Origin of the sequence: Bradyrhizobium sp., from assembly GCF_035652035.1 — a bacterium.
Classification (GTDB): domain Bacteria; phylum Pseudomonadota; class Alphaproteobacteria; order Rhizobiales; family Xanthobacteraceae; genus Bradyrhizobium.
On sequence record NZ_DASREO010000016.1, the window covers coordinates 91,594 to 106,253 of the forward strand.

16 protein-coding genes are annotated in these 14,660 nt (G+C 58.8%); 9 read left to right on the forward strand and 7 right to left on the reverse strand.

The genetic code is table 11. The features are described 5' to 3' along the window. Positions 1–9: 9 nt before the first annotated feature. Positions 10–1,227, reverse strand: a complete 1,218-nt coding sequence (locus tag VFB05_RS06295) for an alpha-hydroxy acid oxidase (RefSeq protein WP_325010081.1) — start codon at positions 1,225–1,227, stop codon at positions 10–12. 246 nt (positions 1,228–1,473) lie between these two features. On the opposite strand from VFB05_RS06295, the gene VFB05_RS06300 reads away from it, so the two are divergent. The 7 genes from VFB05_RS06300 (at position 1,474) to VFB05_RS06330 (ending at position 7,919) form a co-directional block, all read left to right on the forward strand. Further along, on the forward strand, positions 1,474–1,968 hold the full coding sequence (locus VFB05_RS06300; RefSeq protein ID WP_325010083.1) for a hypothetical protein: 495 nt from the start codon (positions 1,474–1,476) through the stop codon (positions 1,966–1,968). Positions 1,969–2,175: 207 nt separating this feature from the next. Next, positions 2,176–3,387: a thiamine pyrophosphate-dependent dehydrogenase E1 component subunit alpha gene (locus VFB05_RS06305; RefSeq protein WP_325010085.1), complete on the forward strand. Its 1,212-nt coding sequence runs from the start codon at positions 2,176–2,178 to the stop codon at positions 3,385–3,387. Positions 3,388–3,432: 45 nt separating this feature from the next. Further along, positions 3,433–4,404: an alpha-ketoacid dehydrogenase subunit beta gene (locus VFB05_RS06310; RefSeq protein ID WP_325010087.1), complete on the forward strand. Its 972-nt coding sequence runs from the start codon at positions 3,433–3,435 to the stop codon at positions 4,402–4,404. Between the two features lie 75 nt (positions 4,405–4,479). Next, positions 4,480–4,800, forward strand: coding sequence for a type II toxin-antitoxin system MqsA family antitoxin (locus VFB05_RS06315; protein ID WP_325010089.1), 321 nt, complete (start codon positions 4,480–4,482; stop codon positions 4,798–4,800). A 34-nt stretch (positions 4,801–4,834) separates the two neighbouring features. Beyond that, complete coding sequence (locus tag VFB05_RS06320; protein ID WP_325010092.1) at positions 4,835–5,440, forward strand: hypothetical protein; 606 nt, start codon at positions 4,835–4,837, stop codon at positions 5,438–5,440. 45 nt (positions 5,441–5,485) lie between these two features. After that, entirely contained in the window at positions 5,486–6,955 is a 1,470-nt protein-coding gene (locus tag VFB05_RS06325) for an MBOAT family O-acyltransferase (protein WP_325010095.1), read from the forward strand. A 13-nt stretch (positions 6,956–6,968) separates the two neighbouring features. After that, entirely contained in the window at positions 6,969–7,919 is a 951-nt protein-coding gene (locus VFB05_RS06330) for a hypothetical protein (RefSeq protein ID WP_325010097.1), read from the forward strand. Positions 7,920–7,948: 29 nt separating this feature from the next. On the opposite strand, the gene VFB05_RS06335 is transcribed toward VFB05_RS06330, so the two are convergent. Beyond that, positions 7,949–10,036: an ABC transporter permease gene (locus VFB05_RS06335; RefSeq protein ID WP_325010099.1), complete on the reverse strand. Its 2,088-nt coding sequence runs from the start codon at positions 10,034–10,036 to the stop codon at positions 7,949–7,951. Between the two features lie 14 nt (positions 10,037–10,050). Continuing rightward, a complete protein-coding gene (locus VFB05_RS06340) occupies positions 10,051–11,277 on the reverse strand; it encodes an efflux RND transporter periplasmic adaptor subunit (RefSeq protein WP_325010102.1) in 1,227 nt (408 codons plus the stop codon). Positions 11,278–11,436: 159 nt separating this feature from the next. Here VFB05_RS06340 and VFB05_RS06345 point away from each other — a divergent pair, with 159 nt between their 5' ends. Further along, the gene (locus tag VFB05_RS06345; RefSeq protein WP_325010104.1) at positions 11,437–11,901 is read left to right on the forward strand and encodes a hypothetical protein; all 465 of its coding nucleotides are present in this window, start codon (positions 11,437–11,439) and stop codon (positions 11,899–11,901) included. 66 nt (positions 11,902–11,967) lie between these two features. Here the strand turns inward: VFB05_RS06345 and VFB05_RS06350 are convergent, their stop codons facing one another. After that, positions 11,968–12,189: a hypothetical protein gene (locus tag VFB05_RS06350; RefSeq protein ID WP_325010106.1), complete on the reverse strand. Its 222-nt coding sequence runs from the start codon at positions 12,187–12,189 to the stop codon at positions 11,968–11,970. Positions 12,190–12,504: 315 nt separating this feature from the next. Here VFB05_RS06350 and VFB05_RS06355 point away from each other — a divergent pair, with 315 nt between their 5' ends. Further along, positions 12,505–12,843: a hypothetical protein gene (locus VFB05_RS06355; protein ID WP_325010108.1), complete on the forward strand. Its 339-nt coding sequence runs from the start codon at positions 12,505–12,507 to the stop codon at positions 12,841–12,843. A 97-nt stretch (positions 12,844–12,940) separates the two neighbouring features. Here VFB05_RS06355 and VFB05_RS06360 read toward each other — a convergent pair whose 3' ends face one another. The 3 genes from VFB05_RS06360 to VFB05_RS06370 form a co-directional block, all read right to left on the reverse strand. Next, positions 12,941–13,102, reverse strand: a complete 162-nt coding sequence (locus VFB05_RS06360; RefSeq protein WP_325010111.1) for a hypothetical protein — start codon at positions 13,100–13,102, stop codon at positions 12,941–12,943. Positions 13,103–13,112: 10 nt separating this feature from the next. Then, the gene (locus VFB05_RS06365) at positions 13,113–13,346 is read right to left on the reverse strand and encodes a DUF6894 family protein (RefSeq protein ID WP_325010113.1); all 234 of its coding nucleotides are present in this window, start codon (positions 13,344–13,346) and stop codon (positions 13,113–13,115) included. A 186-nt stretch (positions 13,347–13,532) separates the two neighbouring features. Next, the gene (locus tag VFB05_RS06370) at positions 13,533–14,660 is read right to left on the reverse strand and encodes an ABC transporter permease (RefSeq protein WP_325010115.1); all 1,128 of its coding nucleotides are present in this window, start codon (positions 14,658–14,660) and stop codon (positions 13,533–13,535) included.

Sequence of the window (14,660 nt, forward strand, 5' to 3'; positions counted from 1 at the left end):
ATTCCGCCTTCAGACGTGCCCGTTGCTGCCTTCAGCCCGCGCGACAAAATCGCGGGTGATATTCTTGATGGCCGATGTGCCGGCCAGCCTCATGACCATGGTTAGCTCATTTTTGAGATGAGTATGCGCGGCCTGAACGCCTTGCGCGCCTCCCAGCGCCGAGGCGTAGAGCAGCGGACGGCCCAGTGCGACTGCAGTTGCCCCGAGCGCGATCGCCCGGAAAACATCCTGGCCGCGGTAAATGCCGCCGTCGATGATGATCGGCACTTTTCCTTTTACGACGGAAGCCACGGCAGGCAACGTGGTCATCGGCGCAGCCATGTTGTCGAGCTGACGGCCGCCGTGATTCGAAAGCCAAATCCCGGAGCAGCCAGCATTGAGCGCTTGCTGGGCGTTGGTGGGGGAGAGGATGCTTTTGATGACGACAGGCAGCCCTGATTCCTTTCGGCAGAACTCGATGTCCTTCCAGTCCATATTTCCTTTCATGTCCATTGCGCTGCCGGTAACGCCAGGTGTCTTTGGCGCGTTGCCCATTTTCAGATTGGGAAGCGCTGCGCCGTGCAGCCGCATCGAGCGCTCACGATTGCTGGTGACGTTGACATCAGCAGTGACGACAATGGCCTTGTAGCCTGCCGCCTTCGCCCGTTGCAGCATCTCGCGAGCGAAGCCTGGGTCTCGCGGAATATAGAGCTGAAACCACTTCGGTCCTTCGGCGGCAGACGCAATCTCCTCAACGCTGAGCTGGGACACCGAACTCACGCAGTACAGCGTGCCGGCAGCATTCGTCCCTTTGACGTTCGGCAGATCGGCCTGCGCGTGAACCGACCCTTGATTGCCGATCGGCGCGGCAATGACGGGGTAGGAAAGCTTGGTGCCGAGCAATGTTGTCGTCGTATCGGCGCTACCCGTGCCGTTCATGAAATCGGCATTGATTACCCACCTGTTGAAGGCGGCCTGGTTCTCGCGCATCGTCCATTCGTCGCCGGCACCACCGGACACGTACGCGAAACCAAAAGGCGCCATGACCTTCTGCGCGTCGACTTCCAGATCGCGCAGCGTGACGATGTTGATCTTCTTTTCGCTGTTCGGCACCCCGCTGGCGTCTGTCGGCGCCTTCGCGATCGATTCGGCCGTGGCATTTTGCGCAAGCAGGGGCCCCGGCTCGCCGATAGCCGCAGCAACGCCCGCGGTCAGAAGCAAATTCCTGCGATTGAGACCTGTGGCCATTTCCTCACCTCCGGGTTTTGAAAGCCAAACCTTGGTTCGGTTGGTGGAGGCTGCGTTTGAGGCAGGTCAAATCCAATCACGAATTGCAGCGACTGCGGCGCAGCAATTCTGTCATGAAAACTTCATGCTCGCCGCGACGTGGCAGGAAAATGTCGAGCGAGCTTTCATTGACCAAAATCAAACAAGGCGAGACCGGGCGGTCTCACAATTAATTTGGCTTGCGGCCTGCCGTCGCAGTGCGAACGATTGGGAGACGCCGAAATGAAACGCCAATTACGCGTTTACAGCTTTGTGATCTTGGCTTCAGTCACGCTTTCCGCGGCCGCGGCGCTTGCGGGAAACTGCGAAGATCTCGCCTGGTCGAAGGATCGCCTCTCCATGTTTGATGCCGCCGTTGCTTCGGGCCCGGAAGCCGCCAAAAAGCCGGCTCTCGTGAAGCAAGCGTCGGAGATCGACGCTGCCATTGCAAGTCTGGAGCAGGACATTGCCTCCCGCAAAGGTGATGCCGCCGCGAAGGGCGAAGCGGTGCTGAAGGACCTTCGCGCTGGTCGAGGTGCTTACCGTGCCAAGCTTACCCAACCGGTCACTCAGGTGATGTCGGCCGCAACTGCGGACGCTGGCCATGCAGCCGACGAGACCGCGACTGCATTGTGGGACAAAGTGGATGCGTATCTCGATGCGGTCGGCGCGGATCTTTCGTCCCGTCAGGCCGCCGCGCTGTCCAGGTTCGTTGGCAATTGATCAGCGTATCGCCTCCAAAGGCTCGCTGCGCACCGATGCGGCGCGTCGCATGCGCGACCTCTCGATCAATGGAAAAATACGCGTTTCACAAAACAAACGAGCTGGATGCATCGGTTGACCTACATCAAAGCGGTCGGCGTCTTTTCGAACTCAGATATCTAACAAGCGAAAATCATTCTTGAAGATATTGCGGAAGGAGACGTTCAAATGTCGGATCATGATCGATCGGCTCGCGGCTTTGCAGAGCGCGTACCGTCGTCAACGCGTCGTAGCCTGCTGAAAGGTTTCGCTGCTGCTGGAGCAGCGGTTTCACTGAGCAGCAAGCTTGCGTGGGCTGATGGCGAAATCGGGTACTGGGCAAAAGACCTGCCCAATGAAAAACTGATCGAGATGTATTCGACGATCCTGCGTATCAGGTGGTTCGAGCGCACTCTGGCCGACAAGCAGCTCAGCGACCGCAGCTTCCGCAACCTCATCCATCTTTATGCTGGCCAGGAAGCCGTCGCAACTGGCGTCTGCGCTGCACTCAACAACAAAGGTCCGTTCAGTGAAATCGACGTGATCTACGGCACGCACCGCCCGACCGGACATGCGATTGCCAAAGGCGTCGACATGAAGAAGCTGGCGGCCGAATATAATTTCAAGGCGACCGGCCTTAACCGCGGTTATGCGGGTGAGATGCATCTGGCCGACAAGTCGGTCGGGTACATGGGCGCCGACGGCATCGTCGGCCCGTCAGCGGTGATTGCCGCCGGCTCAGCGTTCGCATTCCGCGCCAGAGGCAGCAAGCAGGTCGCTGTCGCCTTCGGCGGCGACGGTACCTACGCTACTCCAGCATTCCACAGTTCGCTGAACAACGCATCGCTGCTCAAGCTGCCCTTCATCTACGTGGTCGAGAACAATCTCTACCATCAGTTCGCGCATTACTCCTACTCCTGCCCGATGAAGGACATCGCGACGGCCGCGAACACCTACCGAATTCCGGGCGTTGTCGTAGACGGTCAGGATGTGACGCAGGTCTACAACAAGATGAAAGAGGCCGTCGAGCGAGCTCGGGCCGGCGAAGGGCCGACCCTGATCGAAGCGAAGACCTATCGCTACTACGCCCATTGGGGCGCGCCCGGCGCCGAAGTCGGCAAGCTCGGCTCGTTCGGTTATGACCCACAGGCAATTACCTCATGGCGTCCGGAACGCGAACTGCGCGATTGGCTGCAGCGCGACCCGGTCGACATCTGTCGCAACATGCTGATCTCGTGGGGGGTGATCGATCAGGCCAAGGCCAATGCGATCGAAGCCGCCATGAAGCAGGAGGTCAAGGAAGCTTTCGAGTGGGAGGCTCAACAACCGCTGTGCAAGCCCGAAGACGCCGTAAAGAACGTATTCGTCCAGGGCAGCGTTCCTGCACGTCAGTTTGGCTAGGCGCAGGACCGATCGCAACAACTCTCAAGGATCAGGAAAACGACCATGGCAAGCAAGAGCTTTATGTACGCGGCGTACGAGGCGGTGCAGTACGAAATGCGCAAGCACAAAGACATGTGCTGGCTGTTCGAACTTACGCCGGCGGTCGCATCCACCCCCGGACTGCCGGTCATCAATCTGGAAAAGGAATTTGGTCGTACACGCGTCACCAACACCGGCATTGACGAGATGTGGATGGCTGGCGCGGCGCTTGGCGCAAGTTTGGTCGGCACCCCGGCCATCACCTACATCCCGTACCAGGGCAGTCAGATCTGCTTCGAGATGATCCAGAATCACGCCGGCAAGCTGCATCACATGAGCGGCGGCGACGCCACCATGCCGGCCGTTTTCATCATCGAGTTATCGGGACAAAGCCCCGGCTTCGCCGGTCAGCACTCGGACTACGAGGCCGACAGCTATTACGCGCATATTCCCGGCGTCAAAGTGGTTATGCCATCCAGGCCCTATGACGCCAAGGGAATGATGGCGTCGGCGATCCAATCGCCGGATCCGGTCGTTTTCCTCTATGCGGCGGGGTTGCGGCAATTGAGCGAAGAAGTTCCCGACGAGCAGTATACCGTTCCGCTCGACAAGGCGGCCGTGCGCACCACTGGCAGCGATCTCACCATTGTCAGCTCCGGCGCCGGCATGCCTGCAGTGCTTGAGGCGGCCGAGCAGTTGCAGAAGGCCGGAATGAAGGTCGAAGCGATCGACCTGCGGTCGTTCAAGCCCATGGATACCGAAACCCTGGTCAAGTCGGTGCAGAAGACCAAGCGCCTGCTGACCTTCGATCAGTCGTACTACACCCTCTGCCCAGGCGCCGAGGTCATTGCCCGCGTCGCCGAGAACGTGGACGGCGCGCGGTTCAAGCGTATCGCCTTTCCCGACGCCCCGCCGCCCGCATCACCTGAGATGTTCAGCTGGATGCGTCCCAATGCCAGCCACATCGTGGGGGCTGCCCGGAAACTGGTGAGCTGATCTCGGCACCCACGAGCAAATCCGTTGGCAGAACAGAACCATCGGCAAGCTCTTAGAAAAAAAGGAATCCGAAAAATGGACGACGCCGCTCAAACTCTATCGGCCCCTTGCCCGGAGTGCCAAAGCACCGACACTCGCCATGCCCACGTCCGTACGGCATTCTGGCATGATGACCGGCTGGTCGTGATCGAAGATGTGCCCGCGCTGGTCTGCTACGCCTGCGGCGAGCAGTTTTATGACGATGCCACGGTCCGGTTGATCGACCGGATGCGTCAGAACGGCTTTCCGCCTGAGCAAGCCATCCGCGAATTGCGGGTGCCGGTGTTCTCCTGTAGGGCCGTCGCATCGCCGCAAATGCTGCCTGACGAAATCATGTTGTCAAAGTTGTTTGCATAGGCCGCCACAAAGCGGGCAGGGGAAAGGCATCAACATGCGTTTCAATTTATCAATGGCTGTCGGTGCGTTCGCTGCGATATTCAGCGGTTCGACAATTCGGCCGCTCGCCGCCCAGACCGCCGAACAGCTGGCTTTCATTCCCTCCGGCGGCCGGACGCTCCTGACCGACGTCGTAGCCAGCAAGCCGCCGGCGGGGGAGATCAAGTCCTTGCTGACGGCGAAGCATTCGCGGGATGAATGGTCGAGCTATCTGGCTGCGCACAGCAAGACCGTTTCCGCGATCCAGAAGCTGGGTGAGAAGGAGCGGCTTACGCTTGCCGACTATCTTTCCTGGCACATGCCGCTCCCTCCCAATCAGGTCCCGGCAAATCCGGTCAGCACCGATTGGACGCGCAATCTGCCAAAGGACGGGCGCGACTTGTCACTCAACAATTGTCAGGGCTGCCACATCATCACGGTGGTAGTGACCCAACAGCGTAGCCATACGGCATGGATGGGGACGCTAAGCACGCCCAGCCATGCCCCCATCAAGATGACCGCTGACGAACGGGAAGAACTCGCGAGCTATCTCGAGCAGAATGCAGGAATCCCGATCGAGCAAGTCCCGGAAGAGCTGCGCGCGTCCGGTGCGACCTATTGATATCGGTTAGTAAACGGAGATCTCCGGCGAGGTAAATGATAGCCCATGCTGTTCACCTCGCTCCAATTTTTCGCTTTCCTTCCACTCGTACTGCTGATCTTTGCGGCATGTCCGGTACGACAACGCTGGATCATATTGCTGCTGGCGAGTTGCGTTTTCTACGGCCTTGCCCAGCCCACCAACCTGATCTATCTCGGCGCTGTAACCGCGGTCGTTTATGCAAGCGGACACGCCATCGCGCGGGCAGAGTCAGAGGCATGGCGCAGGCTGGTGCTCGGCGCGGGACTTGCCCTTGTCCTCGGCTCACTCTTCGCCCTTAAATTTTATGATTTTATCGCCGGCGAGCTATCTCGCGTCGTCGGTCAATTGCTTGGCACAGAGCCATTGGCGATTCCGCGCATCGGGGTACCGACCCCAGTCGGCTATTCATTCTACGCCTTTTCCGCCGCCAGCTACCTCATCGATGTCTACATGGCGAAGCTGCCGAAGGTCGGCGGTGCGGCCGATGTCGCGCTTTACGTCGCGTGGTTTCCGAAAATCCTGGCCGGCCCGATCGAGCGAGCCACCACCTTTCTACCCCAGCTCTGGCAGGGGTTGCGCACCAATCCCGAGCGGCTGGTCCTTGGGCTTCAACTCATCGTCTGGGGTCTGTTCAAGAAGGTCGTCATTGCCGAGAACCTGGCGCCACTGGTCGATCGCAATTTCAAGATTGCCGCCTTCGCTTCGCCGATGGAACTGTTGATCAGCGTCTATTTCTTTGCCTTCCAGATCTATTGCGACTTTTCCGGCTACACCGATATCGCCATCGGCATTTCCGCGATGTTCGGTATCCAGTTGATGGAAAATTTCCGTCGTCCATACCTGGCACGCAGCACGAGCGAATTCTGGGGCGATCGCTGGCACATCTCGCTCGCACACTGGTTCCGCGACTATCTTTATATCCCGCTCGGCGGCGGCCGCAGGGGCGCGGTTCGGCGCTATCTCAACGTCATGGTTGTATTCCTCGTCAGCGGCCTCTGGCATGCCGGGCTGGGTTATGGCGTCGGCTGGACATTCCTGATCTGGGGCGCGCTGAACGGCTTCTACAATTGGGTTGGACTCGCGACCCGTGGGCCTTGGCAGCGTCTTGGCGCGCGTATGCCGCGGCTCGCCGCGAGTACGACACTCTGGGTGCTACGCGCGCTCCTGACCTTTCACCTCGTCGCTATCGCCTGGGTCTTCTTCCGCGCCAAGTCGATCGGCGACGCGGTGACAATCTTGAAGAAAATCGCGACGCGATTGCCAGAATTGCCAGGCCTCATTCCCAGCTACCCGTTCACGTCGGAACATTACCTCGGCTTCGGGCTGATCTTGTTCCTGCTTGTCGTCGAAATCGCCGATGAGGGGCGTTCGATCCTGCAGCGTTTGCAGTTGTCGCCTGTATGGCTGCGCTGGGGCGCAAGTTATGCCGTGATCTTCGCGCTGCTCGTGCTGGGGCGCTGGGGCACGAATGAATTCATCTACATGCAGTTTTGACGGCGAGCACCCCATGCGACTTCAGGCAAAATCGGCTACTCTCTTCATCGCCATAGGGCTCGCACTTTACGCTGCGCTGTTCTATGCGGCCGACCGGCTCGTCTATCGGACCGGAAAGAGCAATCCGCTCTACAAGATCGCGGTCGCCGAGCCGACGCACTTCGATTGGGTGATCCTCGACGCCTCGCATGCGATGCCGCTCGATTTCGCCGATTTCAATGGGTTCATGGAGAAGGAGACCGGACTGCACATCGTCAACCTGGCATCACCGGGCTCAGGCCCGCTCTACAATCGTTTCGTCTTCGAGCAGTTCCTGACGAAGCACCGCACACGCAATCTGCTTTATATCGTCGATTCCTTCGCCTTCTATCATGTCACCTGGAACGAGGAACGCTTCACCGACGCCAAGCTGCTTGGGCGTACGCCCTTCGACGCCGCGATCGCCAGCCGCCTGCTTTCGTACTGCCTGAACGAGGGCGTCGATTTCCGCGCGTTGCTCGACTATGTGACCGGGTTTTCCAAGATCAACAATCGCGCTCGGTTCGAGCGGGATATTTGGGAGGGAGAGAAGCAATTCGGCCGGGTCTTCCGGCCGTCTCCGGCAATGACCAAAAGCAGGATCTCCTACCTTTATCCGAAGCTTCCAACGCCGGCCGGTCTCGCGCGTTATCTAGAGGTGTTCGATGGTCTTGTTGCGCTGGCGCAGCAGCAAGGCGTCCATGTCCTCGTCATCAAAGTGCCTGTGCCGCCTGATTTCCGCGGCCAGATTCCGAACGAGTCCGAATTCGATGCGGCGCTCAGTGGCCTGCTCGCCAGGCGGCAGATCGCATTCCTCGATCTCTCGGCCGAATTGCCCGAGCCGCGCTTCTACTTCGATACCGACCATCTCAACCGGGCCGGCGTCACAGAGCTCTTTGAAAAACACCTCAAAACAATCCTTCTCGCGACATCAGTGCGGCAATAGCCCGTTCAACGATCAGAACACATATCCGGCTATTCATATCGTAGTGCTTCGATCGGATTCAGGTGAGAGGCCTTTCGCGCTGGATAGTAACCGAAGAAGATGCCGACAGCGGCGGAGAAGAGGAAGCCGCCCAGCACGGCCGAGGCAGACAAAGGTGCAGGCCAGCCAGTGAGCACAGGCAGGCTGAGCGAGAAAATGACGCCAACGAGAATTCCCGCGATGCCACCGCTCACGCTCAGGAACACGGCTTCAGCAAGGAATTGCAACAGCACGTGAATGCGGCGGGCGCCGATCGCCATTCGCAGGCCGATCTCGCGCGTTCGCTCTGTCACGGATACCAGGAGTATGTTCATAATGCCGATCCCGCCGACAAGCAGCGAAATGGACGCAACGGTCGCAAGCAAGATCGACATGGTGCGGCTACTGTCCGCGGCTGTTTCGGCGATCTGGCTCAGATTTCTCACCGCGAAATCACGTGGCTGACCCGGCCGGACATTGTGGCGCCGGATAAGGATGCGGTTTACCTGGGATATTGCTTCTTGCACGTCGCGCAGATCCGGCGCCTGGACGTAAATCTGGTTGACGAACCCGGTCAGACGCGGCTGCAGATTGTAGGGATTGGGATTGGGCGGGTAGGGCCAGTTGAGCGGCGTCTGATTTTGCGAGGGTGCCGCGACCCCCAGAATCTTCCGCTCGGCAGTGGTAAACGGCACCATGATAACGTCGTCCTGGTCCTGGCCATAAGCTGTTTGCCCCTTTGACGCAAGCAACCCGACGATACGAATTGGCACGCTGCGAACCTGAATGGTCGCGCCGACAGGGCTTTGCTCGTCCGGAAACAATTGACGGAATGCCGATTGCCCGATGACGGCAACCAGCGCCGTTGCGCGCACGTCGTCGCTCGTGATGCCGCGGCCGTCCGCGATCCGCCAGTTCGTGATCGGCGGATAGTTGGAGCTGACCCCCTGGATGACGGTCGTCCAGTTGCGGCTCATGTATTGAATCTGCCCAGTTTGCCTGATCAAGAAGCTGACACTACCAACCGCGGTCGCTTCGCGGCGAATCGCTCTCACGTCTGCCGTGGTCAATGTCGACGCGCTACCGAACCCGGCGCGCGCGCCTCCCAGGCTGCTCGCTCCGGGGACGACGACGAACAGATTTGTGCCAAGGCTTTCGATCTGCTTGCGAACGGCGTCGTTGGCCCCCTGGCCTATCGCCACCATGACGATGAGGGCAGCCACCCCTATGAATACGCCGAGCATCGTGAGCAGAGATCGTGTGACGTTGCGGGCCAGCGCCTGAAGGGCCGCGGCGGAAACCATCCGGGCAAATCCCCAGGCCGAATGAAGCGATAGTCGGGGTGGGGAAGAACGCAAATCTTGAAGAGGAGGCGGCGTTTCGGTTTTAGCGATTCCGGCCGCGCGACGCTCGTCGGAAATGATACTCCCATCTCTCATCGTCACCGTTCGATCGGCATATTCTGCAATATCGGGCTCATGGGTGACCATGACGATGGTAACGCCGCGCTCACGATTGAGCGCTTTCAGCGTATCCATGATCTCGTAAGAGGTGCGGGTATCGAGATTTCCGGTCGGCTCGTCGGCGAGGATCAGGCCGGGATCGTTGATCAAGGCGCGCGCAATTGCGACGCGCTGTTGCTGTCCACCGGAAAGCTGGCCCGGCGTGTTCTTTTCGCGGTTGCCCAGGTTGAGCAGCTGCAACGCCTTGCGGGCAAGGCGATATCGCTCGTTGCCGCTTGCGGGCGCGATCTCGGAATAGAACAAGGGAAGTGCGACGTTCTCGATCGCGGCGGTACGGCTAAGCAGGTTGAAGCTCTGGAACACAAAGCCGATCCGCTGGCTGCGAATACGAGCCAGCGCGGGTTCGGGAAGGCGCGCGACGTCGATACCTTCAAACAGGTATCTCCCGCCGGTCGGCTGGTCCAGGCAGCCGAGGATCGACATCAGGGTCGATTTACCCGATCCTGATGAACCCATAATCGCGACGAATTCGCCGTGCTCAACTGTAAGACTGACCTCTTTCAACGCGGTCACATCGACATCGCCGGCGTGATAGATCCGCGTCAGGTCGACTGCTTGGATGACCGGAGGTGGCATCTATTGGCTCCGGTTCAGGAGCGCGGCGAGGCCGCCGGCGTTGTCGCACTGGTGCGTTCGCCGATTGCCACCTGGTCGCCCGCTTTCAGACCATCGCTTCTGATTTCGACAAAGTCGTCATCGCTTAGTCCCGTCTCGACATCGACAGCCTCCAGCCTGGAATTCTCGAGTATCCAGATCCGAGGATGGTCGGATCCAGACCTCGTCGTGCCTTTGGGGGTGTAACGTAGCGCCTGGCTCGGCACGCGCAGAACGTTATCGTGCTGATCGATAATGATACGAGCCGCCGCTGTCATGCCCGGTTTGAGCGCCAGATCAACGTTGCCGACACTGACCACCACGTCATACGTGACGACATTCTGTACGGTCTGCGGAGACTGACGGATCTGAGTGACCGTCCCCTCGAAAATTCGGTTCGGAAATGCATCGACCGAAAACAGGACCTTGTCGTCCAGTTTGACGCCGCCAATGTCGCCTTCGCTGACATTGGTATCGACCTGCATCTTGGTGAGGTCGCTGGCGATCAGAAAGAGCGTTGGGGTCTGAAAGCTCGCTGCAACGGTCTGGCCGATCGTGATGTTGCGCGACACCACCGTTCCGTCAACCGGCGAGATGATATCGGTATAGTCCAGATTCACCTGCGCTGCGTCGAGCTCAGCCTGGCGTTGCTCGATGCTTGCTTGATCGAAGGAAACTTGCGCCTGGGCCTGTTCGAAATTGCTCCTGGCGTTGTCGGCGACATCCTGGCTGACGGCATTGCTCTTGGCCAGCATTGCGTTGCGGTCATAATTTGACTTCGCGTAGGAAAGCGCGGCTTGATCCTTTTGCAGTTGCGCCTTGCCGACAGCGAGATTGGCCTTGGCTTGATCAACCGCGGTTTGGTACGGGCGTGGATCGATCTTGGCGCATACTTGTCCAGTCTTAACCTGGGTGTTGTAGTCGCAATACATGTCCTTGATGACGCCGGACACGTAGCTGCCCACGATAATCGTCAGCTCCGGATTGACGGTCCCGGTGGTCGACACGATACGTGTCACCGAGCCCGACGTCACCGCAGAGGTGACATAGCTGTTCGTGGGGGCCGCATGCGAGAGCTTCCAAACGACCGCCGAAAGCAAACCGAGTGCGATCAGCACGCCGACGGCGACGTAGAGCGTCTGCGGCCGTCGGCGCCCAGCGAAGGCTCGGGCCGGCGCCTGCCGTTCAGATGATCCGGGAGAGGGGGAGGCGAGCTCGGTCATGGGTATCCGGCAATGAGAGCACGGACATCCCCTCTAGCGGAGCAACCGGCATATGCAATTGACGTAACTCAATTCCGGCGGCAGCCGGCGAACTATCATTTGTTTACGGCTGTCAGCCGAAAAACAGGAAGAGGCGTCACTGTGAGAGCAACACAAAGAATGATCCGGCTGGCGCTGCTCGCGAGCCTGTCGATTCCGTTTACCCTGACAAGTTTCCGGTCGGCTCAGCCTGCGCAGCCGCCCGAAGACTATGCCCCGCATCTCGGCGACATCATGAACACGATCCAGACGCGACACGTTAAACTATGGTACGCAGGCAAGGCGACCAATTGGGACCTCGCCGGTTTCGAATTGCGGCAGCTCACGGAGAGCTTGTTGCAGGCTGCCATCCTTTATGCCGGCATCCCCGTCAGCAACGTGACAACCATGGCGAGGCCTCTGCGTTCAGTCGAAGAGGCAATCGGAAGAAAGGATGCCAAAGGCTTTTCGAAGGCATTTACCGAACTCACTGGAGACTGCAATAGGTGCCACACATCTATGGCTCGCGCCTTCATCGTCATTCGTACGCCGACCGAGCAGCAACCTCTGGGCGACCAGACATTCGCACCTAACGGAAAACCCTGAGCGTCGGCAGCTAACGGGACTAAACGCATCGACCGTTGCCGGCGCTCCCGTGATTTAGAGGGAGGTTCAAATCGAGGAGCGGATTTTCTTTCTAAATATAATAGCGTGGTCGGCAAAGCTCGCCACGCAGGAATGGGTCTTGGCAAAGTTGCGCAGGCGTCCCAGTGCCACGTCATTCAAGCCAAACAGGCGCTCGTAGTCGCTGCGCGTGATCTGGTGCAGCGTCCCCTCCGGCATGTCGTCAAGCTTTCGATCGAGGTCGGGAAGCGTAAGAACTTGAGGCCGCATTTGATGCCCTCCAAGCTGCTATTTTAGAGCTCGATCGGCCGGCAACGTTGATCTAACTCAAGGTGAAAGTGGCCACGATAAACCCGCCTTTGCTGCCGTTTCGCGATGTCATCCTGACAGGTTTTGTTTGATTTTCGTCAACTGCCCGGCGGTCCAGGCTTGGTATGAAACGAAATGATCCGACGTCAGACATCGTGGCAAACCCGTTCGGCTATAAGCAGGGCGGCTCATATTTTCGAACGGACCGGCTTGGCGCTTACGGGCGCGTCGTGTGCGCTGTTCGTCGCTGCATATGTCGGGCGTTCGGAAGTTGTTTTGATTGCATCGACCACGACGGTGCTTACCATGGTCATCTACGGTGCGGCCGGATTCTATCTCGGGATCGATTTGCCGCACGCGCCGCCCGATCATCGAATGCACCTTCCCTTGCGCTACGGCTGGGGTACGCAAGCCGATGCCGTGGAGCTGTTGAGCGCGGCCGGTACATTTCTGGCGGCAGTCGCCGCCATCGTCTCGGTTTCAAACATAATCCTGGACGAACCCGCCGGCGCCGACGCCGTTCTGATCTGGTTGAGCTGGGTGGCCGGCGCCACGATGCAGATCGCGGCTGGTGCCGTTGCGCGACGCAAGGTGAACGAAGCCGAAAAGCTTTAGCACTCCCTCGACGGCCGCCGCAGGTGATTGGCCCTTGATGACCGGCAAAGGACCTCGCTATGGCAGGGGTGTGCAGAAGACAATCCGACGAGGCATGTCAAACGCTGGTGTGATTTTTCGCGTGCCACTTCGGTCCTGGCCCGCGCATATAATGCCGCTCGGGGCGATAGGGATCACAGACGTTCGTCGCCAGGCTACGCCAGCCCGACGTGATCGCATTCAGAAGAAATACGATAGCTGCCGCTTTCTCGATTAGCATGACACCCTCCTTAATTCGGCTTGCCAATAAAGGATGCGAAAGGCAGCACAAAAATCTCTTCGCCCGCGTCATCGCTAACGTGCAGGATCCAGCCGCGCCAATCTTCCAGACTGGGCGAGGCGATAAGCGACTGCACCACATTGGCTGCTTGCTCGCGTGCCTCGACCAAATCGGCAACGGTGGTGCCGCATTGGTCAATCAACACCCCTTGCTTATGGGAGCAGTGGAAATAGACCTGGGCCATCTTTCGTCTCCTCCGATAACGGTGCAGACACATTGATAACCGTTGGCGTATTGGCCGGAAATTCGGGTTGTTGCCCTAAGGGAAAGTACGGACGGCTGCTCAGGAACTGACTTTTGCGATAACAGGAGGACGAACCAGGCGCATGACCGGTTCTTTGGAGCGATATCGATCGGGGGAGCCTAAAGACTAAGATGACGTCATCGTTACGGTCGATCGGAAGCGCAGAAGCGATAATGCAAAAAACAGCGCACCGATACCGGCGACGGCGAAAAATTGCGGCCAAACCACATCGAGGCCCGCACCTCGATACAGGATCGCCTGGGCGAACGAGACAAAATGTGTCGAGGGCGAAGCCTGCATGGCCGTCGCGAGCCAGGGCGGCATGCTTTCGAGCGGCGTCGCATTCCCTGACAGCACATTCATCGGGACGCCGACCAGCATATAGAGGAGGCCAAGCTGCGGCATTGATCGCGCCACCGTCCCCAGAAACAGTCCGACCGAGGTAGCGAAGAACAGATAGAGAATTGCGCCGAACAGGAAGAGCGGGATCGAGCCGGCGATCGGAACACCCAGAAGGAGACGCACAACAAAATAAAGCGAGAGACTAATTGCAAGCGCGATGACAAAGCCATTGGCCCAGATTTTCGACATCGCGATCTCGAACGGACTTAAGGGCATTACCATCAGGTGATCCATCGTTCCATGTTCGCGTTCTCGAACGAGAGCGGCACCGGCCAGGATAATCGCAAGAAGCGTGGTGCTGGAGATGATGGCCATCACGCTGGTGAACCAGGCAGTTGCAACATTTGGATTGAACGCAATCCGGATGGCGAGATTTGCAGGCGATAGCGGAACAGACTCCGCATGCGACAGGAACTGGGAAATTTCGGTGCCGATGATCTGCTCCGCATAGCCTGAGCCGAGCCCTGCCTGCACCATGGCCGTCGCGTCGACGTTGACCTGGATTTCAGGCCGATGACCGGCAAGCACGTCGCGCTGAAAATTCGGCGGAATATCCACGACGAACGTGTAGTTGCCCATGTTCATCAGATGCTCGATATCGGCTTGGTCGAGCGCGACGGGCGGTTTGAAGTAGGGCATCAGAAACGCATGACCTATACGTCTCGACAGTTCGGAGTGATCCTCATCGACAATGCCGATCGACGCGTGATGCAGCTCCTGGGAGTTGCTTTGTGCCTGGCTAACGACAGCAAGCGAGAATGAATAGATCACTAGACCCAGCAGCACCCAGTCGCTCAATAGACTGCGCAGTTCCTTGGTGCCGAGCCAGAAGATGTTGCTGAGTGTGCGCAT